This window comes from Streptomyces incarnatus (assembly GCF_001027185.1).
GTDB lineage: Bacteria > Actinomycetota > Actinomycetes > Streptomycetales > Streptomycetaceae > Streptomyces > Streptomyces puniciscabiei.
In genome coordinates, this window is sequence record NZ_CP011497.1 from 7,157,888 (window position 1) to 7,180,246 (window position 22,359).

Sequence of the window (22,359 nt, forward strand, 5' to 3'; positions counted from 1 at the left end):
CGCGTACGAGGACTGAGCAGGAGCTGTCGCAGGGCCCCGTCCGTTTCCGGGCGGGGCCCTCGCCGTGTCATGCCGTCGCCAGGGACACCTCGGTCGCCTTGATCAGGGCGAACACGTCGGAGCCGACGAAGAGGCCGAGGTCGGCGACCGCGTCCTTGGTGATCGCCGCGGTCAGTTCGCCACCGTCGACGGAGATCCTCACGGAGGCCATGACGGCGCCGGTGGTGAGGCCGGTGATCGCGCCGGGAAGCTGGTTGCGGATCGACAGACCCGCCACCCGATGGGTGGCCAGGGAAACCTCCGTCGACTTCACGAGCGCGCGGACGGGTGAGCCGGGGGCGAGGGAGAGGTCCTCGGCGGACTCCTTGGTGATGGCAGCCATGAGGTTCTGGCCGCCGTCCAGGCGAAGCCGGACGGTGGCCATGGCCTCGCCCGACTGGACCTCGGTGACGGTGCCGGGCAGCTGGTTGCGGATGCTCAGGGTCATGGGCACTCACGGTAGAGCGCCCGTCCCTTCAGGCCGGGTATGCGTGTGTCTGCGTCGCCTTGACCGTCGCCCAGACAGCGGCGCCCGGATGCAGGCCGAGCTCGGCGGCGGCGACCGTGGTGAGGTCGGCGGCGAGGGGGAGTTCGCCGGTGAGGTCGGCGCGGATCTGGTCTCCGTGCGTCTCCAGGCCGACCACCTCGCAGTGCCAGAGGTTGCGGGCGCTGGCGCCGGAGGGCCGGTCCCGGAACAGGGTGACGGCGGACGGCGGGAACGCCACGAACGCCGGGCCGGACAGCTCCTCGGTGGTCGTGATCGCCGGGCCCGTGTCGAGCCGTACCGTGTGTCCGTCCGCCTGGCCTCGGTAGAGGTTGAGGCCGACGAGCCGGGCGATGTAGTCGGTGCGCGGATGGCGAGCGATGTCGGCGGGACCGCCCTCCTGGACGACCCGGCCGTGCTCGATGACCACCAGCCGGTCGGCCAGCACCATGGCGTCCAGCGGGTCGTGCGTGACGAGTACGGCCACGGCCTCGAACTCGGCCAGATGGCGGCGGAGTTGGGCCCGGACGTCCAGACGGGTGCGGGCGTCCAGGGCGGCCAGCGGCTCGTCCAGCAGCAGCAGCCGGGGCCGGGTGGCCAGGGCCCGGGCCAGGGCCACGCGCTGGGCCTGGCCGCCGGACAGGCGGCGGGGTCTGGCGGTCGCGTGGTCGGCGAGGCCCATGCGGTCCAGCCACGCCGCGGCCTGTGCGCGGGCGTCGGCCTTCGACGCGCCCTGGCAGCGCGGGCCGAAGGCCACGTTGTCCAGGGCGGACAGGTGAGGGAAGAGCAGGTAGTCCTGGAAGACGACGCCGACCGGGCGGGACTCCGGGGGAGTGTGCTCCAGGGGGGTGCCGTCCAGGCGGAGGTGGCCGTCGGTGAGCGGGGTGAGGCCGGCGAGGGCGCGCAGGGCGGTGGTCTTGCCGGCGCCGTTGGGGCCGAGGAGGGCGAGGACGTCTCCGGGGGCGGCGGTGAGGGTCATGTCCAGCCGGAATGTGCCGCGGTCGACGATCAGGTGGGCGTCGAGGCCGTCGGTGGGCGGGTGCGGGTGCCGGTGCGGGTGCGTCGTGGGGTGCCGGCCTTCGGCCGGCTTCGGGTTCCCACCCGCACCACCCGTGCGACTTTCGTCGTCGGGTGCGGGTGGCCCCTGCGGGGGCTGAGCGCCGTCGGCGGCTGCGGGGGGTTCCGGCGGCGGTGTCGTGCCTTCGGCGCCTGCGGCGGGTGCCTGGGGCGCTTCGGTGGTGTTGCCGGGCGTGGGGCGCTGGTTGGTCATGAGGTGGTCATCCAACGGTCTCGCAACCCCGCCAGCACCGCGATCGACACCGCCAGCAGGACCAGGCTGAGGGAGATCGCGGCGTCGGGGTCGTTCTGCAGGGCCAGGTAGACCGCGAGGGGCATGGTCTGGGTGCGGCCGGGGAAGTTGCCCGCGAAGGTGATCGTCGCGCCGAACTCGCCGAGCGCGCGCGCCCAGGCGAGGACCGCGCCCGCCGCGATGCCGGGCGCGATCAGCGGCAGGGTGACCCGGCGGAACGCGGTGAAGCGGGACGCGCCCAGCGTGGCGGCCGCCTCCTCGAAGCGCGGGTCGGCCGCGCGCAGCGTGCCCTCGACGCTGATGACCAGGAAGGGCATCGCGACGAACGCCTCCGCGATCACGACCCCCGTGGTGGTGAACGGCAGGGTGATCCCGAACCAGGCGTCCAGCCACCTGCCGATCACGCCGTTGCGGCCGAGGGACAGCAGCAGCGCCACACCACCGACCACCGGCGGCAGCACGAGCGGCAGCGTCACCAGGGCCCGCACCAGGCCCCGGCCGGGGAACTCCGTACGCGCCAGCAGCCAGGCCAGCGGCACGCCCAGGACGAGGCTCACGGCCGTCGCCGCCGTGGCGCTGACCAGGGACAGCTGGAGCGCCTGCCACACCTCGGCGCTGGACAGCTGGGCCGGCAGGCTGCGCCAGGGCGCGCGGACGACGAGCGCGACCAGCGGCAGCAGCAGGAACGCCAGCGCCAGCACACCCGGCAGCAGCAGCGGCAACGGCACCCCGCGCCGGCCCCCCGTGCCGACGCGGCGACGCCGCGGCCGGTCCGTGCGGGGACCGGTCGCGGCGCCGGGCTCGTGCAGCGTGGTCACGGCTTGAGGAACCCCGCCTCGTTCAGCACCTTCTGGCCCTCGGCGGACCGCACCAGGGCGATGAAGGCCTTGGCCGCCTGGGCGTTCGGCGCGTTCTTCAGCAGGACGATCGGGTAGGCGTTGATCGCCTCGGCGGACTCGGGGAACTCCACGCCCTCCACCTTGCCGGCCGCGGACTTCACGTCGGTCCTGTAGACGACCGCGGCGTCGGCCTCCTTCAGCTCCACCTTGTTGAGAGCCGACTTGACGTCCTGCTCGTAGGAGACCGGGGTGAGCTTGAGCTTGGCGGCGTCCAGGGCCTTCCGGGCGGCGGCGCCGCACGGCACGGTCTTGTCGCACAGCACGACCTTCAGACCGGACTTGGTGAGGTCCTTCAGGGAGGACACCTTGCCGGGGTTGCCCGGCAGGGTGGCGATCTCCAGCTGGTTGCGCACGAACGTGGCCGGGGTGCCTGCCGCGTCCTTCTTGTCCGTCACGATCTTCATCGTCTTGGGGCTGGCGGCGGCGAAGACGTCCGCCGGGGCACCGCCGGTGATGCTCGCGGCGAGGGTGTCGCTGCCGCCGAAGTTGAAGTTGACGTGGGTGCCCGGGTGCTGCTGCTCGAACTCCTTGCCCAGGGCCGTGAAGCTCTCCTTCAGGGAGGCGGCGGCGAACACGGTGACGTCGCCGGACAGCTTCGGGGAGGCGGAGTTCGACTTGTCCGACTTCGCGTTGGACGAGTCCGAGGACGAGGAGCAGGCGCTGAGTGCCATCAGGGCGGCGGCTCCCGCACCGGCCAGCTGCAGCATCCGCCGGGTCCGGCGCACGGAACGGGTCATCACGGATCTCTCCTCAGGTTCTGTCGAACTGTCGCGCCCTGCCACGGCCGCACACCATCGACCGTGCGGCGATGATACTGCCGCATCTGCCAGCCGTAAGTCTCCTGTCGCATCGCATGAGCTGCGAACTTGTGACTTGTAGCTTGCATGTGCGTTTGTACGGCGCTTCGCGGCGGGTACGGTCCTGCGGGAGGTGGTCGCCGATGACGCTCGCAGAGCTCGCCCTGACCGGTGATCTGGCCCGGCCCGCCCGGCTGACCGTGCCGGACCTGCTCCGCTGGCCGCAGCACCGGGTGGACGTCAGCTTCGAGTGCGCGACCAGCGGCATCCAGCACCACCGCTTCGCGGGTCCGCGCCTGTACGACGTCCTCGCCGACGCCGGACCCGGTTTCGACCCGGCGCGGCGCAAGGACCGGCTCCGCTTCCTCATCGCGGTCACCGGCACGGACGGCCATCACGCGATGCTGTCCTGGGCCGAGATCGACCCGGACTTCGCGCACGCCCCCGTCCTGCTGGGCGTGCGCATCGACGACACCCCGCTGGACGCGGCCGGGCCGCAGCTGGTGCTGCCGCAGGACCGGTGCGGAGCCCGGCACATCAGCGGGATCACGGCGATCCGGGTCGACGGCGGCTACCGCTGTGGCGGTCCCGCGCCCGCCGGATCCGCCGGTCACGCGGCAGCGGCACCTCGGTGATTCCATCAGCCGGTCGGCGAGGGACGGGCGGCGCGCAGGCGACCTTGCCGGGGGCGCGCAGGTGACCTTGCCGGGGTGGTGAGTTCCCCGGCCGCTGTCTGTGCGGGCGGTGTTGCTGGGCGGTGCTGTCGGTGACGGGGTCAGACGCGGTCGATGTGCACGTTGGTGGACTTCACGCGCGCGGTGGCCTCCATGCCGACCTCCAGGCCCAGTTCCTCCACGGCCTCCCGGGTCAGGAGCGACACCAGCCGGTGGGGGCCTGCCTGGATCTCCACCTGGGCGGCCACGTCACCGAGCTTGATCGCCGTGACGATGCCGGGGAAGGCGTTGCGGACGGAGGTGTAGGAGGCGTCCTCCTCGCCGCCGCCCGCCTTGGCCAGTTCGACGGAGAACGCGGCGAGATCCCTGCCGCCGATGAGCCGCCGTCCGGACTCGTCGCGATGGGTCGCCACCCGGCCCGCGTCGGCCCAGCGGCGGGCGGTGTCGGGGCTCACGCCGAGCAGCCGTGCCGCCTGGCCGATCGTGTAGGACTGCATGCCGGTCACGATAGGGCCAGGCCCCGGGAACCGTGGACGGGGGTTGGCCGTTGGGTATAACGCGATATAACGTTAGTTCGTGACGATGCCCCTCGCGGGGCGGTGCCGAATCGGGGTGAGGGTATGGCGGCCGAGCTGCTGCACACGGAGATGCCGTCCGGGCTGCGTGCCTCGCACGCGGACCGGGACCGGGTGGTGGACGTGCTGACGGGCGCCGCGGCCGACGGCCGGATCACGGCCGAGGAACTGGACGAGCGCGTGACGGCCGCCCTGTCCGCCCGCACGCTCGGCGACCTGGCGGTGCTCACCGCCGACCTGCCGGACGCGGCCGGTCCCGCACCGGCCAAGGACGTCGTGCGGATCGAGCAGCAGGGTGCCTCGGCCGTACGCGCGGACGGCTGGGCGGTGCCGCGCCGGATGGAGATCACCTCGGCCTGGGGGGACGTGACGCTCGACTTCTCCAGCGCGGTGATCACCCACGACACCCTGCGCATCGACCTCGACATGCGCGGCGGCACCCTGCGGCTGATCACCCGGGCCGGTGTCGTCGTGGACGCCGACGCGCTCGTGATCGGCTACGGCAAGACCAAGGTGCGGCCCGCCGCCGAGCCAGGGGCGCCGGCCGTGCTCCGCGTGGAGATACACGGCCGGCTCAGCCTGGGACGGCTGGAGGTACGGCCGCCCAGGCGGTGGTTCGGCCGCTAGTGCCCCGGCAGGCGACGTTCGCCCCGTCGCGACGCCCGGCACGCACTCTCGCCGCACCGGCCGGCCCGGCCCCGCGCCGCCGTCTGCCCCGGTCGTCGCCTCCCGGCCGGTCTCAGCCCGTGTGCACCCGCGGCCGGAGTTCCCGGTTCGGTTCCGCCTCGCGCAGCACCTCGCGGGTGACAGGGGCGACCTCGCCCTGGCCGAAGAGGAAGAACCGCAGGAAGTTGGCGAAGGGGTTGCCCTCGGTCCACTCGAAGTAGATGTGCGGGGTGCAGTTGGTGGTGTCGCGCACATGGAGGAGGAGCGCGGCGAGAGCGTTGGGGATGGAGGAGGACTCCAGGGTGAGCACGCGGTAGCGGTCGTGCAGGACCTCGCCGCGTACGGTGAGCCCCGCCTCGAACTCGGAGGGGTCCGTGACGGTGACCTCGACGAAGACGAAGTCCTCCTGCTCCGGCATGTCGTTGTCGGCCCGGATCTGCTCGACCTTGTCGCGGTATTCGGCCTTGTCGCGGTGGCCGGGCTCGTTGGCGATGAACCGTATCTTCCGGCTGGCCATGTCCCGGATGAACCGCTCCGCCATCGGGTCGAGCGTCACGCTGGTCACGCGCAGTTCGAAGGCGCGGGCCAGCCGGGACAGCAGCGAGACCAGGATGATGCCGACGATGAAGCAGGCACCGATCTTCACACCGTCCGGGCGCTCGATGACGTTCACCACGGTCGTGTACAGGAACACCGCGGAGATCACGGCGAACCCGATGGTCCACTTGCGCTGCCCCGCCTTCCGCGCGGCGATGGTCACCGCGATCGCCGCGGAGCTGATGAGCACCAGCACGCCGGTGGCGTAGGCGCCGCCCTGCGCGTCGACGTTGGCGTCGAAGATCCAGGTGACCAGGAAGGCGATGAGCGTGAAGACGATGACCATGGGGCGCACGGCACGGGCCCAGTGCGGGGCCATGCCGTAGCGCGGCAGATAGCGCGGCATCAGGTTCAGCAGACCGGCCATGGCGGAGGCGCCGGCGAACCAGAGGATCGCGATGGTCGAGACGTCGTAGACCGTGCCGAAGGCGTTGCCGAGGTACTCGTGCGCGAGGTACGCGAGGGCGCGTCCGTTGGCCTGACCGCCGGTCTTGAACTCGTTCTCCGGGATGAGCAGCGTGGTGACGAAGCTGGAGGTGATCAGGAAGGCGCTCATGATCAGCGCGGCCGTGGTCAGCAGCTTCTTGGTGTCCCGGATCCGGCCGGTCGGCTTCTCCTCGGTGTCCCCGGGATCGCCCTGGACGTGGGGCATGACGGCGACGCCGGTCTCGAAGCCGGACAGGCCGAGGGCGAGCTTGGGAAAGACGAGCAGCGCCAGGCCGATCATGACGAAGACGTTGCCGTGCTGGGCGGTCAGCGCGCTCGACCAGTCGGTGATCACATGTCCGGCGGTGGCCACGTGGTAGAGGCCGACGACCACGACGACGACGTTCAGCGCGAGGTAGATGCCGACCAGCGCCGTCGCGACGCCGATCGCCTCCAGGAAGCCCTTGAGGAACACCGCGCCGAGCAGGGCCACCAGGATCAGGGTGATGATCATCTGCTGTCCGTGCAGGGCGTTGGTCAGATGCGGGTTCTCCACCAGGTGCGTCGAGGCGTCGGCGGCCGACAGGGTGATGGTGATCAGGAAGTCGGTGGCGGCGAAGCCCAGCAGCGTGAGCACGAAGAGCTTGCCCTGCCAGAAGGACAGCAGCCGCTCCAGCATGGCGATCGAACCCTCGCCGCGCGGGCTCTCCTCGGCGACCCGGCGGTACACCGGAAGCGCACCGGCCAGGGTCACGATGACGAGGACGATGGTCGCGATCGGCCCCAGCAGTCCCGCCGCGAGCGCCGCGATGCCCGGCTGGTAGCCGAGGGTCGAGAAGTAGTCGACACCCGTCAGGCACATCACGCGCCACCAGCGCTGGCCCTGGTGGGCGGGCTCCGGCTCGGCGTGCGGGCCGGTGTGGCCCCCGGCCTTGCCCATGTCGGACAGCCCCTCCAGCATCCAGGCCCGGAGGCGGTTGGTACTGGGAGGCTGCTCGGTCGTGGCCATCAGTGGGCTCCTGTGTGCGGCTCAGCTCTTTTCCGGCCATCACGCGGATGGCGGCATCAGCGTAAGCAGAGAGTGACGCCTCGGCCCACGGATACGGGCCCGGAGCGCGTCAATCTTGCGTTAAGAATGGCCCGGTGACGCCAGACCCGCATCAAGAAGCAGAGGCCGGAGAGGTGGCGCCGCGACCGGGGCCGTCCGGGTGGCAGGTCGCGCCGCGGGCCTGTGGACGGCCACCGACTGTCATCCGCGTCCCCGGCCGAGCGCCCGTGGACGTCGTTTCACGGCCCTCGCCCGAGCGGCACACCGGCGCACCGGATCCTTGACCCCGCGCACCGGATCCTTGACTCCAGCGGACCTTTCGAGCCGTCGACGCGCAGGCGCCGAGCCTCACAGACGCCGGATGTCCATGCGCAGATGCCAGGTGTTGCGCCGGTGGACGGACAGCAGCTCCGACTCCAGCGGGGACGGGGGCACCGCGAGCACCGGGCAGACCGCGTGCGCCAGGCAGTGCCGGGAGACGTGGCCCGAGAAGGCGCGCTGCAGACCGCGCCGGCCGGCACCCACCACCAGGAGGTCGCCCTCCCGGTCCGCGGTCGCCACGAGCGCCGGGCCAGGGGCGCCGCGGACGACGACGGCGTGCATCGGCACACCGGGAGCCTCCCCGCCGAAGATCTCCTCGAGCACCGAGGCCAGCCGCTGCCCGGCCAGCCGCTGCCAGTCCTCGACCAGCAGGCCGGCGGCGGGGGAACGGCGCGCGGCGGCGTCACCGCCCGGCGGTTCCCAGGCCAGCACCGGCCACAGTTCCGCTCCCAGCCGGCGGGCCAGCGCGGTGGCCCGCCGCAGGGCCGTGACGCTGCCCAGGGAGCCGCTCACACCGACCACCACCCGAGCGCTCGCCGAGGCGTCGTAACCGGACATCACTCCACCGTTCCTCGCGGGCGACGCCGGGGCGTCTCGCGCGCGGACGTGCCCGCCCTGCAAGGCCCTTGCTTCCTTCCATCCCACTCCCGTACCGGCGATGGGGCCAGCCGGGTGGTCGATGTCTTCGCAACGGCCTCCGTTCGGCACCGAAGGCCGAAAGTTTCGAGACCGGCCGAGGCCGCTGCCGCGCCGCCTGGTTTCACCTCGCACCCACGACCTCCTGCGCGACACCTTGACGCTCCCCACGCGCGTTCCTAGAGTCGCCGTTCGGAACGTTCGGGATTTTCTTCGAATGTTTCGGAACCACCTCTGTGAAGCCACTCCGAAATTTTTCGAAGGAGCGCAAGATGGGCGACCCTGCACTGTCCCGCCGCGGCTTCCTGGCGGCCTCCGTCGCCGCCGGTCTCGGTGTGACCGCACTCAGCGGCTGCGGCGGCGGTTCGGACGGGGGGTCGTCCTCGGGGACGACCACGATCGAGTGGTGGAACATCTCGACCACCCAACCCACCAAGACCGTGTGGGCCGGCCTCGCCAAGAAGTTCGAGGCCCAGAACCCCAAGGTCAAGCTCAAGATCGTCCAGCTGGAGAACGACGCCTACAAGTCGAAGATGACCGCGCTGATCGCCTCCGGAAAGCTGCCGGACATCTTCCACACCTGGGGCGGCGGCGTGCTCAAGCAGCAGGTGGACGCCGGTCTGGTCGAGGACCTCACCGACCGCACCAAGCCCTGGGCCGACGGACTGCTGTCGGTGGCCAAGCAGCCGTACCTCATCGACGACAAGCTGTACGGCATCCCGTTCGACATCGGCATGATCGGCTTCTGGTACAACAAGGCGCTCTTCAAGCGGGCCGGGATCAGCGCACCCCCGACCACCTGGAGCGGCTTCCTGGACGCCGTGAAGAAGCTCAAGTCCGCCGGGATCACGCCGCTGGCCCTCGCCGGCAAGGAGAGCTGGACCGGCATGTACTACTGGGCGTACCTCGCGATGCGCACCGCCGGGGTCGACGCGCTGCGGAAGGCCAATGAGAAGAAGGACTTCACCGACGCCGGATTCGTCCAGGCCGGGCAGCACCTGAAGGACCTCGTCGATCTCCAGCCCTTCCAGAAGGGCTTCCTCGGGGCGGCCTACTCCTCCCCGACCGGACAGGCCGCGACCGTCGGCAACGGCAAGGCCGCCATGGAGCTCATGGGGCAGTGGGCGCCGGTCGTGGAGGCGGACGCGGGCAAGGGCCTCGGCGCGAACCTCGGCTTCTTCCCGTTCCCCGAGGTCGAGGGCGGCGCCGGGAAGATCACCGAGGTGTTCGGCGGGGGCGGCGGCCACGCCCTGCGCAAGGGTGCCCCGCAGGCGGCCGTGGACTTCCTGAAGTTCTTCGCGTCCGAGGTCACCGACAAGGAGCTGGTGAAGAGGACCGGTGTGCTGCCCCTGGTGCCGGCGGCCGAGAGCGTCCTCACCGACCCCAACCTCAAGGCGGTGCAGGCCCAGTTGAAGGGCGCCACCGGCTTCCAGCTCTACCTCGACCAGGCCTACGCCCCCGCCCTCGGCCAGCAGGTCAACGACAGCGTGGCCGGGCTGATCGCCGGGTCCAAGTCCCCGCAGCAGGTCGCGCAGGCGATCACCAGCACCGCGAAGCAGGAGCAGTAGGGCCCCCGATGACCTCCACCTTCCTCCCGGATCAGCGGGGCGAACGGGGCAGGCGGAGCGGGCCCGGCGCCGTCCTGCCCGCCCCGCCGGCCGGCGCCGGCCGGCAGCGCGCCCGCCGGCGCGCCCTGCACTGGCTCACCGCCGTCGGCCTGCAACTGCCCGCCCTCGTGCTCTTCGGCGTCCTGGTCCTGCTGCCGATCCTGTTCGCGCTGTACGCGTCCTTCTTCCGCTGGGGCGGCTTCGGGATGCCGTCCGACTACACCGGCACCGACAACTTCAGCCGTCTGCTGCAGGATCCCGTGTTCCTCGGCGACCTGTGGCGCATGCTGCTGCTGGTCGTGCTGTCGCTCGCGCTGCAACTGCCGTTCGCGCTCGCCATGGCCGTCCTGCTCAACCAGAAGGTGCGCGGCCGGGCGGTGTACCGGATGCTGTTCTTCGCGCCGTACGTGCTGTCCGAGGCCATCACCGGCGTGCTCTTCAGCATGATCTTCGCCCCGGACCAGGGCCTCGCGGACCACGTCCTGAAAGCCATCGGCCTCGACGGGCTCGGCGGCCAGTGGTTCGCCGGCACCTCCACCGTGATGGCCACGCTGTTCCTCGTCATGACGTGGAAGTACTTCGGCTTCCACATGATGCTCTATCTGGCCGGACTGCAGTCCATACCGGCCGAGTTGACCGAGGCGGCGATCGTCGACGGCGCGGGTCCCTGGCAGCGGTTCCGGCACGTCACGCTGCCGCTGCTCGCACCCACCCTGCGGATCAGCGTGTTCCTGTCCGTGATCGGGGCGATCCAGCTGTTCGACCTGGTGTGGGTGGTCACCGCGGGCGGTCCCGACCACCACTCCGAGACGATGGCCGTGACCATGTTCCAGTACGGCTTCAAGCGCTACCAGGTCGGCTACGCCAGCGCGATCAGCGTGGTCATGTTCGCCATCAGCCTCGTCTTCGCCCTCGCCTACCAGCGGTTCGTGCTGCGCCGCGACCTCGAAGGGGCCACCACGAACATGAGGGGAGCCGGAGCATGAGTGTCCGCCGCAGGGGCCGTACGCTCCCGCTGCACGTCGTCCTGGTGGCGGTCGGCGCCGTCATGGCCGTACCGCTGCTGTACGCGCTGCTCTCCGGCTTCAAGTCCACCGACCAGCTCTCGCGCAACCCGGTGGGGCTGCCCAAGCCGTGGGTGTTCGCCAACTACGGCGACATCCTCGGCTCGGGCTCCTTCTGGCGGCTGGTCGGCAACAGCACGCTGATCGCGGTCGGTACGACGGTGATCGTCGTCGCGGTCTCGGCGCTGGCCGCGTTCTCCTTCGCGCGGTTCGCCTTCCGGGGCCGGGAGGTGCTGTTCACGCTGTTCACGATGGGGCTGATGTTCCCGTTCGCGGTGGCGGCGCTGCCGCTGTTCCTGCTGCTGCGCTCGATGGGCCTGCTGGACAACCCGCTCGGCGTGATCCTGCCGCAGGCAGCCTTCGGCCTGCCGATGACGATCATCATCCTGCGCGGCTTCTTCCGGCAGATCCCGGGCGAACTGGAGGAAGCGGCCACCCTCGACGGCTGCGGACCGCTCGGCTTCTTCTGGCGGGTGCTGCTGCCGATGGCCCGCCCCGCGCTCGGCACGGTCTCCGTGCTCGCCGTCGTCACCAGCTGGAACAACTTCTTCCTGCCGCTGCTGGTGTTCACCGACAGCACCTGGTGGACCATCCCGATCGGCGTGCAGCAGTTCCAGGGCCAGTACTCCGCCGACACCGCACGCGTGTTCGCCTACCTCGTCCTCGCCATGGTCCCCGCCCTCGCCTTCTACGCGGTCGCCGAACGCCAGCTCGTCGGCGGCCTCACCGCGGGCGCCACCAAGGGCTGAACACCCCTTTCAGAGACAGGAGTCGCACCATGCCCAGCAAGAGCACGCGTCGCAGGCTCGCCGGCGCCCTCGCGGCCGCCCTCGTCGCCGCCGCACTCGCCGCCCCCGCCGCGCAGGCCGCCCCGGCCCCCGCACGGCAGCCCACCCTCGCGGACCTGGCCGAACGCCACGGCCGGTACTTCGGCAGCGCCACCGACAACCCCGAACTCACCGACAGCGCCTACACGAAGATCCTCGGCGGCGAGTTCGACATGATCACGCCCGGCAACGCCATGAAGTGGTACGCCACCGAACCCCAGCAGGGCGTCTTCGACTGGACAGGCGGCGACCAGATCGTGAACCTGGCCCGGAAGAACCACCAGAGGGTCCGCGCCCACACCCTGGTCTGGCACAGCCAGCTGCCCGACTGGCTCACCTCCAGGCAGTGGACCGCGGCCGAGCTGCGGGCCGTGCTGAAGAAGCACATCACCACGGAGGTACGGCACTACCGGGGCAAGGTGTACTCCTGGGACGTCGTCAACGAGGCCTTCAACGAGGACGGGACCTATCGCGAGACCCTCTGGTACAAGACCCTCGGCCCCGGCTACATCGCCGATGCGCTGCGCTGGGCCCACCAGGCCGACCCGCATGCGAAGCTCTACCTGAACGACTACAACATCGAGGCGGTCGGCCCGAAGAGCGACGCCTACTACACGCTGGCCAAGGACCTCAGGGCCCGTGGCGTGCCGCTCGACGGCATCGGCTTCCAGACCCATCTGGCCCTGCAGTACGGCTATCCCACCAGCCTCGAGGACAACCTGCGCCGCTTCACCGGCCTTGGCCTGGACACCGCCCTCACCGAGGTCGACGTACGGATGCAGCTGCCCGCGACCGAGGAGAAGCTCGCCGAGCAGGCCGGCTGGTACCGGCGGCTGACCGAAGCCTGCCTGGCGGTGCGCAGGTGCGTCGGCGTGACCATCTGGGACTACACCGACAAGTACTCCTGGATCCCGGCCGTCTTCCCCGGCGAGGGCGCCGCCCTGCCGTGGGACGAGCAGCTGGACCCAAAGCCGGCCTACCAGGCACTGCGGGAGGCGCTGCGCTGACGCCCGGCTACGCAGCGTAGCCACCTCCGGACGCACATCGGGGCCGGTGCGCACCTCACCGGGTGCGGCCGGCCCCTCGCGTCGTTCGCCCGCGCTCCGCTCAGGCGGCGGTCATCACGTGCTCCGCACCGAGCGGGCGGTGCGGAGCGATGATCCGGCCGTCGGGCAGCAGCTCACCGGTGTCCTCGAAGAGCAGGACGCCGTTGCACAGCAGACTCCATCCCTGCTCCGGGTGGTGCGCCACGAGACGGGCGGACTCCCGGTCGGCGGATTCGGCTGGCGGACACGGTGGCTGGTGCTGGCACATGGGTGGGATCTTTCGCTCTGTCGTGGTCATGGCCGTCCCCCGTGGTGATAGTCGGTCGGAACCCAGTGTTGCCCTCTCGGCGTCGTTCCGCAGGGATTTCGCAGCACCGCTTCTCACAGGTTCATGACGCGTCACCCGGGCGGACGGTTCAGTCCAAGTGGGCGGTCACTTCGGATGGTTCGCAGTGGCCGGAACGGGCTAGTCCGTGCAGGCCGGACCCCTGACATGGACGTACCCCGCCTGCCGTCCGGGCAAGCGGGGTACGCGGGTGATCGGTCAGGCGGCGGGGGAGTCCAGGACGGGCGCGCCGAGCAGTGGCAGTGGGGTCGCGCGATGGGTCAGCACCGGCAGCAACTCGGTGACGCGGAACGGCCGGTGCGCCGGTATGCCGGGCGGCGCCGGCGCCAGCGGGACGAGCAGATCGGTGTCGGCCGGCTGTCCCTGGGCTCCGTCGGCGGTGATGTCGCCGTGCAGCCACAGGGTGAGCATGTACAGGTCGGGCACGGACAGCAGCCGGGCCTGGTAGGGCTGTTGCAGCGCCTCGGCCTGCTGCAGGGCGCGCTCGGTGGAGGAGACGTACGGGCCCTCGAAGAAGTGCGAGAAGGCCCAGCCGTCGGGGGTCAGCATGGTCTCCGCCGCGGCCACCGCCCGGTCGCCGCAGCGGATCAGGAAGCGCCAGCCGGTCAGCCTGGTCGCGGACAGGCCCGGTGCGGTGATGCGCTCCAGTACGTGCACGGGCAGCGGCAGTTCGGGTGTCGTCGGCCCCTGCGCGGCGCGCAGGGAGGGGGTGCGGGCCTCACGGACCGCGGTGGGCGAACCGAGGGCGGTGAGGACGGAACGCAGGGCAGGCGCGGGGGCGGGGGGCACGTGCAGCGGCATGTGGGTCGCCTCTCTCGTACGACAGGCGCGACGGCGCGAGGAGGAGGGGGTGGGGCGGACGGCGCTGTCTGCTCACGCAAGGCCGGAAGGGTGAAGGCCCGGGTCGGTGAACATGGGTGCGGCTCGGTCTGCCGCCCGTCACCGGGACGGCCTGATCACGGCAGGAACCAGGACCGAGGCGTCAACCTTCCGCCTTGTGGGCGAAGTTTATATGACGCTTGTTCGGCCGTTGTTTCGTCTATCCGATTTCGGGAAGTCGCGCAAGGCGGTAATACGCCGGAGTTTTGCGGGGCTCCTCCCGTTTCCCGGCCCGTACGCCACCGCTGACCTCGGAATACGCGCCGGTAGCGGTCGGCCGAATGTCGTCGGCGTTTTTCACGAGGTGCTGCGGGAACCCGTTGGTGCAGACCGACGCATGCCCCGTGAATGTGCCGCGGGGAACATTCCGACACAGTAGCGGGTGCCGGGCCCGCGCGGGACGTTATCGATCGCTTCCACTGGGCATCATCCCCCCTGCACCCGGGAGCCCGGCGGCCGGATCGTCGGCCCGCCCATCCGAGGAGGGACACTTCGATGGGGGAGAAGGTCGTGGCGGGGCGGTTCGACCTGTCCGATCGCCAGCGCTACCGAGAAAAGCTCCAGAAGTGCCTCGCGGGGCTGGAGCGACTGCTGCGGGAGAAGCGGTTCGACCGTCCCAAGAACCTCATGGGAGTCGAGATCGAATTGAATCTCGCCGGGCGCGACGGTATGCCGAAGATGTTGAACGGACAGGTTCTGGAGCGGATCGCGAGCCGCGATTTCCAAACAGAACTTGCCATGTTCAACCTGGAAGTCAACATCGCCCCGCACCGGTTGGGCGGCCGGGTATTCGACCGGCTCGCCGAGGAACTGCGCACCTCCCTCGCCTACGCGGACCGCAAGGCGGGTGAGGTGGACGCCGGCATCGTCATGATCGGCATCCTGCCCACACTCGACCGCGACGACCTGGTCTCCTCCAACCTCTCCGAGAACGACCGCTACACCCTGCTCAACGACCAGATCGTGGCCGCGCGCGGCGAGGACTTCCGGCTCGACATCGAGGGCGTGGAGCACCTCGTCTGCACCTCGAAGTCGATCGTCCCCGAGGCCGCCTGCACCTCCGTCCAGCTGCACCTGCAGGTCACCCCGGCCCGGTTCGCCGACGTGTGGAACGCGGCGCAGGCGGCCTGCGCCGCGCAGATCGCCGTCGGCGCCAACTCCCCGTTCCTGTTCGGTCACGAACTGTGGCGCGAGTCCCGGCCCCCGCTGTTCCTGCAGTCCACCGACACCCGCCCGCCGGAGCTCCAGGCACAGGGCGTACGGCCGCGGATCTGGTTCGGCGAGCGGTGGATCGGCTCGGTCCAGGACCTGTTCGAGGAGAACCTGCGCTACTTCCCCGCCCTGCTGCCCATCTGCGACGACGAGGAGCCGCTGGAGGTCATCGAGGCGGGCGGCACCCCCAGGCTGGCCGAGCTGGTGCTGCACAACGGCACGATCTACCGCTGGAACCGGCCGGTGTACGGCATCGCCGACGGCGTCCCGCACCTCAGGGTGGAGAACCGGGTGCTGCCGGCCGGGCCGACCATCACCGACGTGATCGCCAACGCGGCGTTCTACTACGGCCTGGTCCGCGCCCTGGCCGAGGAGTCCCGCCCGGTGTGGACGCGGCTGCCCTTCGCCGTGGCCGAGGCCAACTTCGACGCCGCGTGCCGGTACGGCATCGACGCGCGGTTCGTGTGGCCCCGGCGGGGACGCTACGGCGGCACGGGCGAGGTCGACGCGGTCACCCTGGTCCGCGACGAGCTGCTGCCGCTGGCCTCGGCCGGGCTGGACGCGTGGGGCGTGGAGGCGGCCGACCGCGACCTGTACCTGGGCGTCATCGAGGAGCGCTGCCGGCGCCGGGTGAACGGGGCGGCCTGGCAGGCGGCCACGTTTCACCGTGCTCTGGAGCAAGGGCTGTCCCGCGAGGCGGCGCTGGCGGCGACGACGCGGCGCTATGCCGAGCTGATGCACGTGGGGGAGCCGGTGCACACGTGGCCGGTGGGGCTGCCGGAGGCCGTGCCCTTGGGATGACGCAGGGGTGTTTCCCGCGCTGAGCACCGTGCGGACCGCCGGTCCGCGCCGCAGCGGCCGAGCGCCGCACCGGCGGGCCGGAGGTCGCGGAGGTGCCCGGGGCCGGGCATGAAGGAACGGGTGTACGCCGTCCTCACATCCCCTTCTGCGATCCTTGCCAGGCAGAGGTGGGCCAGGGGCCCATGAGCCGGATGGAGGCAGGGGTGCAGGTGGAGGCTGACTCGGTGGCCGGTTCCGGGGCGCGGCAGCGCGACCCGCGGCGCATCCTGCGGGACGAGACGCTGCTCGTCCTGGCGCTGTCGCTGGGAGCGAGCGGGGTCTCCGCGCTGATCAGCTTCATCGGCGCGGTCACCAAGCCGGGCGGCCTGAAGGACCAGGCGGCCACCCTCAACGCCTCGGCCGCGCCCGGCCGCCCCTGGCTCGACCTGGCCTGGCAGCTGTTCGGCATCGCCACCGCGCTGGTCCCCGTCGCCCTGGTCGCCCATCTGCTCATGCGCGAGGGCGGAAGCCTGCGCACCCTCGGCTTCGACCGCACCCGGCCCTGGCCGGACCTGGGCCGGGGCGCCGGGGTGGCGGCCGTGATCGGCAGCACCGGGATCGCCTTCTACCTGGCCGCCCGCGGCCTCGGCTTCAACCTGACGGTCGTGCCCGAGGCGCTGCCGGACGTGTGGTGGAAGTTCCCGGTGCTGATCCTTTCCGCCCTGCAGAACGCGATCCTCGAAGAGGTCATCGTGGTCGGCTATCTGCTGCGCAGACTCGGCCAGTTGGGCTGGACGCCGGGGACCGCGCTGGTCGCCAGCGCGGTCCTGCGCGGCTCGTACCACCTCTACCAGGGCGTCGGCGGCTTCCTCGGCAACATGGTCATGGGCGTGGTGTTCGTGTACCTGTACCGCCGCTGGGGGCGCGTCGGCCCGCTGGTCGTCGCGCACTCCCTGCTCGACATCGGCGCGTTCGTCGGCTATGCCCTGCTCGCGGGCAAGGTGGGCTGGCTGCCGACGGCCTGAGCGCCGGGACCGCCCGCTCAGGCGTGCAGTTCGCCCTCGATGACCGTGACCGCGCGGCCGGTGAGCAGGGTGCGCTCGCCGCGCAGTCCGGTGCGGACCAGGCCGGTGCGGCGGGAGGCCTGCAGCCCGGTGAGGTCGTCGCGGCCCAGGCGGGCGGACCAGTGCGGGGCGAGCGCGGTGTGGGCGCTGCCGGTGACCGGGTCCTCGTCGATGCCGACGTTGGGGAAGAAGCAGCGGGAGACGAAGTCGTAGCCGCGGGAGGGAGCGTCGGCGCGGGCGGTGGCGATGATGCCGCGTGCGGAGAAGGCGCCGAGTGCCTTGTGGTCCGGCGCGAGGCCCAGGACCGTCTTCTCGTCGGCCAGCTGCACCAGCAGGTCCCCCACGTTCGGCCCGGTGTCGAAGGCGGCGACGGGCTCCGCGCCGAGGGCCTCGGCGACCCCGGCCGGGATCTCGGCCGGGGTGAGCGGGGCCGTCGGGAAGTCGAGGGTGATCGAGCCGTCCGGGGCGGGCGTGGCGATGAGCACGCCGCTGCGGGTGGCGAACCGCACCGGGCCCTCGTGGGCGCCGGTGGTGTGCAGGACGTGGGCCGTGGCGAGCGTGGCGTGCCCGCACATCGCGACCTCGGCGACGGGCGTGAACCAGCGCAGCGCCCAGTCCACCTCGCCGCCCTGGGGCAGCGGGTGGGCGAACGCGGTCTCGGCGTGGTTGACCTCCATGGCGACGTTCTGGAGCCAGTCGTCGTCCGGGAAGACGTCGTCCAGGAGCAGGACCCCGGCCGGGTTGCCGGCGAAGGGGCGGTCGGTGAAGGCGTCCACGATTCGCATGCGCATGGCGCCGACGCTAGTGCCCCGACGGACGCCCGCCCAAGGCCAATTCACGCGTCCTGGCACGTTTTCCGCACGGTGGCGGCACGCGGCCGCGCCCATGCGGCGAGTTGGGCGACCCCGAACGACACCTCCAGCACCAGGAACGGCCACAGCACCCCGGGCCCACCGTGCGCCGGCGCGTACCCCTGCCACAGGGAGAACAGGACGCGGGCGGCGCCGTCGAGGAGGCCGTGCAGGGGAAGGGGCCGTACGACGCGCAGGACGGACCAGACCACCACGACCGAGCCCATCAGGTTGGCGTAAAGGGTCTGCAGGGGGGTGAGCGCGGGCATGGTGCCGAGGCCCGCCGCCGCGCCGCCGGCCGACAGCAGGCGGTGCACCAGTGCGTAGGTTCACCGGGGGCTCCTCGGTTCGGCTCGCCGGGGCGCCGCCCACGCTGAACAGCGGAGTACGCTCCAAGGTCACAGCCAGACCACGGTCTCCGGCGGGAAGTCGCGGTAGCCGTTGGGCAGACGGTCGCCGTCGAGCAGGCCGATGCGCTCGTAGAAACGAAGTGTGTCCTTCGACAGCCCCATGCGCGCGGCCAGTTCTCCGTGCGCATGGCTCCTCCCCCCCTCGCCCCCGCCGGATTCCCCCGCTGCCAGGCCGACTCGCTATGTCCGCACCGCTCAGGCGCTCGGCTTCACCCTGGCCGAGATCGCCCGGCACGGCGCGGACCTGCGGGAGGCCCCCGACAGCGCCGAGGCCCTGTCCGCACTGTTCGAGGACAAGATCCGGGTCATCGACGCGCGCATGGCGGAGCTGACCGCACTCCGCGCGGACCTCACCTCCCGTGTCGGCACCGGTTGCCCGCTGCGGGCGGCTGACCAGGCGTAGCGCCCAGAGGGAGCCCACGGTCGGAAGGGGGCTTGTTATGCGATCGGTTCCGATATATCGTTGAGGCATCGCGAACGATACGCGATGCAGACGTGACAGATCATCGATGGAATGGAGTGATCGCGATGCGTACCCACGGACACGAGCGTGGACATCGGCACGAGGGCCCCGGCCTGCGGGGCTTCGGTGGATTCGACGGGCGGCGCGCCGCCTTCGGGCCCTTCGGCCCGGGCGGTCCGGGGTTCGGCCCCGGCGGCCCCGGTTTCGGGTCCGGCCCCTGGGGACCCCGGGGGCGCGGCGGCCCGAGGGGGCGGGCCCGGCGCGGTGATGTACGGGCCTCGATCCTGGCCCTGCTCAAGGACCGCCCCATGCACGGCTACGAGATGATCCAGGAGATCGCCGAACGCAGCGGCGGCGCCTGGAAGCCCAGCCCCGGCTCGGTCTACCCCACGCTCCAGTTGCTGGAGGACGAGGGGCTGATCGCCAGCGAGAGCGAGGGCGGCAAGAAGCTGTTCGCGCTCACCGAGGCCGGGCGCGCCGCCGCCGACGAAGGCCCGGACGCCCCTTGGGAGGAGGCCTCGCGCGGGGTCGACTGGGAGGCGCTCAGTGAGATCCGCCAGGCCGGCTTCGGCCTGATGGAGGCCTTCGGCCAGGTCTGGAAGACCGGCAGCAAGGAACAGCGCGAGAAGGCGCTGGGTGTCATCAACGACGCCCGCAAGAAGCTGTACCTCATCCTCGCCGACGAGCACTGAGTCCCGTACGACGGTCCGGGCGCCCCGCGGAGCACATCCGTGGGGCGCCTTGCCGCATCCCGGCTCAGGCGACCAGGCCGGCCAGCTTGCGCAGCGACTCGTTCAGCGCGGCCGTCGCCGAGTCCTTCAGTTTGCCCGCCATCAGCGACACCGCGGCGCCGGTGAACTCGCCGTCGATCCGGACGGCCGTCGCGCCGCCGTCGGGTGTGAGGGTGTAGCGGGTGGCGACCGTCACCGCCATCGGGCCCTTGCCCCGGATCGCGAACACCCGCGCCGGCTCGAGCTCCTCGATGGTCCAGTCGACCTCGGCCGGGAAGCCCATCAGCTTCATGTTCTCCTGGAAGGTCCCGCCCACGGCCAGGTTCTCCGGACCTCCCTTGGGGAAGCTGGTGTGGGTGGCGTTCCACTCTCCGTACGACGACCAGTCGGTGAGCTGGGCCCACACCTTCTCGGCCGGTGCCTGGATGCGTGCCTCGGCGCTGACTTCGGCCATGCGACCACCCCTTCGGATCGGGCGTAGCGGGCTAGGGTGTCGCGGAACGTAGCCGCAGGGGCTCCAACATTCAATACTGATGAACCGTCAGGAACCTGCGGGCGGCGGACCGGGGGCCGTGCGGGGTCGCCCCAGCCGCCGTATCACCGCCGTGTTCGTAGGGGCGGGACGAGTGAGGGCGCGCGGTGGCTGCGTGCGGGGCGCATGGCAAGTCGGCGCGCGCCCCTCGGGCCGGATCGGCCGAATCTCCTCCCTGAGGATGAGATCGCGAACGCCCGGGTCCACTCTGTGTGGGACGCGAAGATGGTTCCCCTCGTGGATGACCCGGGCCGCTGAGGTTGATGGGGTGGGGGTTGTGCACCCCCGTACAGCCCCCTGGACCGCCCCTGACGAGGCGGTCGCGCACCTGGACGACGATGCCGTGCTCGGCGCCGAGCTGGCAGCGGTGGTCGCCGGTGCCCGCCGCAGGGCCGTCCGGGACGGGGACCGCCAGACCGACACCGCTCATCTGCTGCACTCCCTCCTGGAGCACGACCCCGAGGTCCGCGCCGCCGTCGGCGGCCCGCAGCAGCTCGCCCGGCTGCTCGGCTACCTCGTGCAGCGCAGCATCGGCTACGGGCTGCGCTGGCAGGGCAGCGTCGAGGACTCCGGCGCGCTTCCCGCCGTCCCCGCCGCGGCCGTTCCCGCGCCACGCGAGCCGAGGGACACGGCCGGGTGGTCGCCCGCGGCCGCCACCGCCCTCGCCGCCGCCCGCGAGCGGGCCAGGCTGCGGGGCGAGCCCCGCGTCCGCGGCATGGACCTCCTCGCCGCGCTCACCGCGGACCCGGGTTCGCGGGCCGTGGAGGTCCTCGAACGCGCCGGCATCCGCGAGCTGAACACCCCGGTCGAACCCGGCGTGGACGAGTGCGCCGGCGACGCCGGGCCGGTCCACTGAGGTCCATCCCCTGAGACAGGTGTCAACAGGGATGACGCTCATGTCGCCGCCTGTCATCATGTGCCGGTGCATACGTCAGAGAGCAGTCGGAGCAGCCGCGGCAGGGGCGTCGGGCTCGGCCTGGCGCTGGCCTCGGCGCTCGCCTTCGGCGGGTCCGGAGTGGCCGCGAAGCCGCTGATCGAGGCGGGACTCGACCCGCTCCACGTGGTCTGGCTGCGGGTGTCCGGCGCCGCCGTCGTCATGCTGCCCGTCGCCGTACGGCACCGCGCGCTGCTGCGCCGCCGTCCCGCGCTGCTCGCCGGGTTCGGACTCCTCGCCGTCGCCGGCGTCCAGGCCTGCTACTTCGCCGCGCTGTCCCGTATCCCGGTGGGTGTGGCGCTGCTCATCGAGTACCTCGCTCCCGCGCTCGTGCTCGGCTGGGTCCGGTTCGTGCAGCGGCGGCCCGTGACCCGCGCCGCCGCGCTCGGCGTGGTCCTCGCGGCCGGTGGCCTCGCCGGTGTGGTGGAGGCCTGGTCGGGCCTGAGCTTCGACGCCCTCGGCCTGCTCTTCGCGCTCGGCGCCGCCTGCTGCCAGGTCGGCTACTTCGTCCTGGCCGACCACGGCGGCGACGCGGGCGACGAGGCACCGGACCCGCTCGGCGTCATCGCCTACGGCCTGCTCGTCGGCGCCGTCGTACTGACGGTCGTCGCCCGCCCCTGGGGCATGCGCTGGTCGGTGCTGACCGGTTCGGCGCACCTGGACGGCACCGCCGTACCGGCCCTCGCGCTGCTGGGCTGGATCGTGCTGATCGCCACCGTCGTCGCGTACGTCACCGGCGTGCTGTCGGTGCGCCGGCTGTCGCCGCAGGTCGCCGGGGTCGTGGCCTGCCTGGAGGCGGTCGTCGCGACCGTGCTGGCCTGGGTGCTGCTCGGCGAGCACCTGTCGGCGCCCCAGGTGGCCGGCGGTGCGGTCGTCCTGGTCGGCGCGTTCATCGCCCAGTCCTCGGCCCCCGCGAACGGCTCCGCCGAGCCGGTGGCCGCGGGCGGCGTCGAAAGGGATGTGGCGCCCCGGCGCACGACTGCATAAGGTGCCGGTCATGCCGTCGAACGCACTCGTCCTTCCGCCCCCGGCCGCCTGAGGCGGGCCTCCGGGACATCAGCCCCGCGCATCCGCGCCGGGCGGGACGGTGCTGCCCGCAGACGAAGTCCGCGCGCCCCGCTGAAGCGGGCCGCCTCCGAACT

24 protein-coding genes and 1 pseudogene are annotated in these 22,359 nt (G+C 71.7%); 12 read left to right on the forward strand and 13 right to left on the reverse strand.

All coding sequences use genetic code 11. From position 1 onward, the window contains the following. Nucleotides 1–67: 67 nt before the first annotated feature. The 4 genes from ABB07_RS32425 to modA are packed head-to-tail and all read right to left on the reverse strand — an operon-like array spanning nt 68 to nt 3,468. Nucleotides 68–487: a TOBE domain-containing protein gene (locus tag ABB07_RS32425; protein WP_208902044.1), complete on the reverse strand. Its 420-nt coding sequence runs from the start codon at nt 485–487 to the stop codon at nt 68–70. 28 nt (nt 488–515) lie between these two features. Then, nucleotides 516–1,793, reverse strand: coding sequence for an ABC transporter ATP-binding protein (locus ABB07_RS32430; protein ID WP_244189582.1), 1,278 nt, complete (start codon nt 1,791–1,793; stop codon nt 516–518). Next, the gene (modB, locus tag ABB07_RS32435; RefSeq protein WP_208902045.1) at nt 1,790–2,650 is read right to left on the reverse strand and encodes a molybdate ABC transporter permease subunit; all 861 of its coding nucleotides are present in this window, start codon (nt 2,648–2,650) and stop codon (nt 1,790–1,792) included. Before modB ends, ABB07_RS32430 begins: the two co-directional genes overlap by 4 nt. Beyond that, nucleotides 2,647–3,468, reverse strand: coding sequence for a molybdate ABC transporter substrate-binding protein (modA, locus tag ABB07_RS32440; protein WP_208903707.1), 822 nt, complete (start codon nt 3,466–3,468; stop codon nt 2,647–2,649). The genes modB and modA overlap by 4 nt, the downstream gene beginning before the upstream one ends. Nucleotides 3,469–3,671: 203 nt before the next feature. Between modA and ABB07_RS32445 the strand changes: the two genes are divergently transcribed. Then, entirely contained in the window at nt 3,672–4,163 is a 492-nt protein-coding gene (locus ABB07_RS32445; RefSeq protein WP_208902046.1) for a molybdopterin-dependent oxidoreductase, read from the forward strand. Nucleotides 4,164–4,303: 140 nt separating this feature from the next. Here the strand turns inward: ABB07_RS32445 and ABB07_RS32450 are convergent, their stop codons facing one another. After that, nucleotides 4,304–4,699 carry a TOBE domain-containing protein gene (locus ABB07_RS32450; protein ID WP_208902047.1) on the reverse strand — a complete coding sequence of 132 codons (396 nt, stop codon included), beginning with the start codon at nt 4,697–4,699 and terminating at the stop codon, nt 4,304–4,306. 123 nt (nt 4,700–4,822) lie between these two features. On the opposite strand from ABB07_RS32450, the gene ABB07_RS32455 reads away from it, so the two are divergent. Further along, entirely contained in the window at nt 4,823–5,404 is a 582-nt protein-coding gene (locus ABB07_RS32455; protein ID WP_208902048.1) for a DUF1707 SHOCT-like domain-containing protein, read from the forward strand. 112 nt (nt 5,405–5,516) lie between these two features. On the opposite strand, the gene ABB07_RS32460 is transcribed toward ABB07_RS32455, so the two are convergent. Beyond that, nucleotides 5,517–7,475: an APC family permease gene (locus tag ABB07_RS32460; protein WP_208902049.1), complete on the reverse strand. Its 1,959-nt coding sequence runs from the start codon at nt 7,473–7,475 to the stop codon at nt 5,517–5,519. A 387-nt stretch (nt 7,476–7,862) separates the two neighbouring features. Then, on the reverse strand, nt 7,863–8,393 hold the full coding sequence (locus tag ABB07_RS32465) for a universal stress protein (RefSeq protein WP_208902050.1): 531 nt from the start codon (nt 8,391–8,393) through the stop codon (nt 7,863–7,865). 350 nt (nt 8,394–8,743) lie between these two features. On the opposite strand from ABB07_RS32465, the gene ABB07_RS32470 reads away from it, so the two are divergent. The 4 genes from ABB07_RS32470 to ABB07_RS32485 are packed head-to-tail and all read left to right on the forward strand — an operon-like array spanning nt 8,744 to nt 12,976. Further along, entirely contained in the window at nt 8,744–10,039 is a 1,296-nt protein-coding gene (locus ABB07_RS32470; protein ID WP_208902051.1) for an extracellular solute-binding protein, read from the forward strand. Nucleotides 10,040–10,047: 8 nt separating this feature from the next. Beyond that, complete coding sequence (locus ABB07_RS32475) at nt 10,048–11,064, forward strand: carbohydrate ABC transporter permease (protein ID WP_208902052.1); 1,017 nt, start codon at nt 10,048–10,050, stop codon at nt 11,062–11,064. Beyond that, nucleotides 11,061–11,891: a carbohydrate ABC transporter permease gene (locus ABB07_RS32480; RefSeq protein ID WP_208902053.1), complete on the forward strand. Its 831-nt coding sequence runs from the start codon at nt 11,061–11,063 to the stop codon at nt 11,889–11,891. Before ABB07_RS32475 ends, ABB07_RS32480 begins: the two co-directional genes overlap by 4 nt. Nucleotides 11,892–11,920: 29 nt before the next feature. Then, nucleotides 11,921–12,976 (forward strand): endo-1,4-beta-xylanase, encoded by a 1,056-nt coding sequence (locus ABB07_RS32485; protein ID WP_208902054.1) that lies wholly within the window; start codon nt 11,921–11,923, stop codon nt 12,974–12,976. Nucleotides 12,977–13,076: 100 nt separating this feature from the next. Here ABB07_RS32485 and ABB07_RS32490 read toward each other — a convergent pair whose 3' ends face one another. Both ABB07_RS32490 and ABB07_RS32495 read right to left on the reverse strand, forming a co-directional pair. Then, a complete protein-coding gene (locus ABB07_RS32490; protein ID WP_067045924.1) occupies nt 13,077–13,283 on the reverse strand; it encodes a DUF5999 family protein in 207 nt (68 codons plus the stop codon). A gap of 276 nt (nt 13,284–13,559) precedes the next feature. Further along, a complete protein-coding gene (locus ABB07_RS32495) occupies nt 13,560–14,162 on the reverse strand; it encodes a hypothetical protein (RefSeq protein WP_208902055.1) in 603 nt (200 codons plus the stop codon). Between the two features lie 573 nt (nt 14,163–14,735). Between ABB07_RS32495 and ABB07_RS32500 the strand changes: the two genes are divergently transcribed. Together ABB07_RS32500 and ABB07_RS32505 are read left to right on the forward strand one after the other, a co-directional pair. Beyond that, nucleotides 14,736–16,253 (forward strand): glutamate-cysteine ligase family protein, encoded by a 1,518-nt coding sequence (locus ABB07_RS32500; RefSeq protein WP_208902056.1) that lies wholly within the window; start codon nt 14,736–14,738, stop codon nt 16,251–16,253. Between the two features lie 191 nt (nt 16,254–16,444). Further along, nucleotides 16,445–17,257, forward strand: a complete 813-nt coding sequence (locus ABB07_RS32505; RefSeq protein ID WP_425264829.1) for a CPBP family intramembrane glutamic endopeptidase — start codon at nt 16,445–16,447, stop codon at nt 17,255–17,257. Nucleotides 17,258–17,274: 17 nt separating this feature from the next. On the opposite strand, the gene ABB07_RS32510 is transcribed toward ABB07_RS32505, so the two are convergent. The 3 genes and pseudogenes from ABB07_RS32510 to ABB07_RS32520 form a co-directional block, all read right to left on the reverse strand. After that, nucleotides 17,275–18,087, reverse strand: a complete 813-nt coding sequence (locus ABB07_RS32510; protein ID WP_208902057.1) for a PhzF family phenazine biosynthesis protein — start codon at nt 18,085–18,087, stop codon at nt 17,275–17,277. A 44-nt stretch (nt 18,088–18,131) separates the two neighbouring features. After that, nucleotides 18,132–18,467: a hypothetical protein gene (locus ABB07_RS32515; protein WP_244189812.1), complete on the reverse strand. Its 336-nt coding sequence runs from the start codon at nt 18,465–18,467 to the stop codon at nt 18,132–18,134. A gap of 81 nt (nt 18,468–18,548) precedes the next feature. Further along, nucleotides 18,549–18,659, reverse strand: a pseudogene (locus ABB07_RS32520) (MerR family DNA-binding transcriptional regulator); the annotation flags it as partial. Between ABB07_RS32520 and ABB07_RS32525 the strand changes: the two are divergent. Together ABB07_RS32525 and ABB07_RS32530 are read left to right on the forward strand one after the other, a co-directional pair. After that, nucleotides 18,658–18,960 (forward strand): MerR family DNA-binding protein, encoded by a 303-nt coding sequence (locus ABB07_RS32525; protein ID WP_208903709.1) that lies wholly within the window; start codon nt 18,658–18,660, stop codon nt 18,958–18,960. The pseudogene ABB07_RS32520 and the gene ABB07_RS32525 sit on opposite strands and share 2 nt — an antisense overlap. A gap of 125 nt (nt 18,961–19,085) precedes the next feature. Further along, entirely contained in the window at nt 19,086–19,712 is a 627-nt protein-coding gene (locus ABB07_RS32530) for a PadR family transcriptional regulator (protein WP_208902060.1), read from the forward strand. 64 nt (nt 19,713–19,776) lie between these two features. Here the strand turns inward: ABB07_RS32530 and ABB07_RS32535 are convergent, their stop codons facing one another. Beyond that, nucleotides 19,777–20,205, reverse strand: a complete 429-nt coding sequence (locus tag ABB07_RS32535) for a type II toxin-antitoxin system Rv0910 family toxin (protein WP_208902061.1) — start codon at nt 20,203–20,205, stop codon at nt 19,777–19,779. Between the two features lie 319 nt (nt 20,206–20,524). Between ABB07_RS32535 and ABB07_RS32540 the strand changes: the two genes are divergently transcribed. Next, entirely contained in the window at nt 20,525–21,139 is a 615-nt protein-coding gene (locus ABB07_RS32540) for a Clp protease N-terminal domain-containing protein (RefSeq protein WP_425264774.1), read from the forward strand. A gap of 60 nt (nt 21,140–21,199) precedes the next feature. Further along, complete coding sequence (locus ABB07_RS32545; RefSeq protein ID WP_208902062.1) at nt 21,200–22,204, forward strand: EamA family transporter; 1,005 nt, start codon at nt 21,200–21,202, stop codon at nt 22,202–22,204. Nucleotides 22,205–22,359 lie beyond the last annotated feature (155 nt).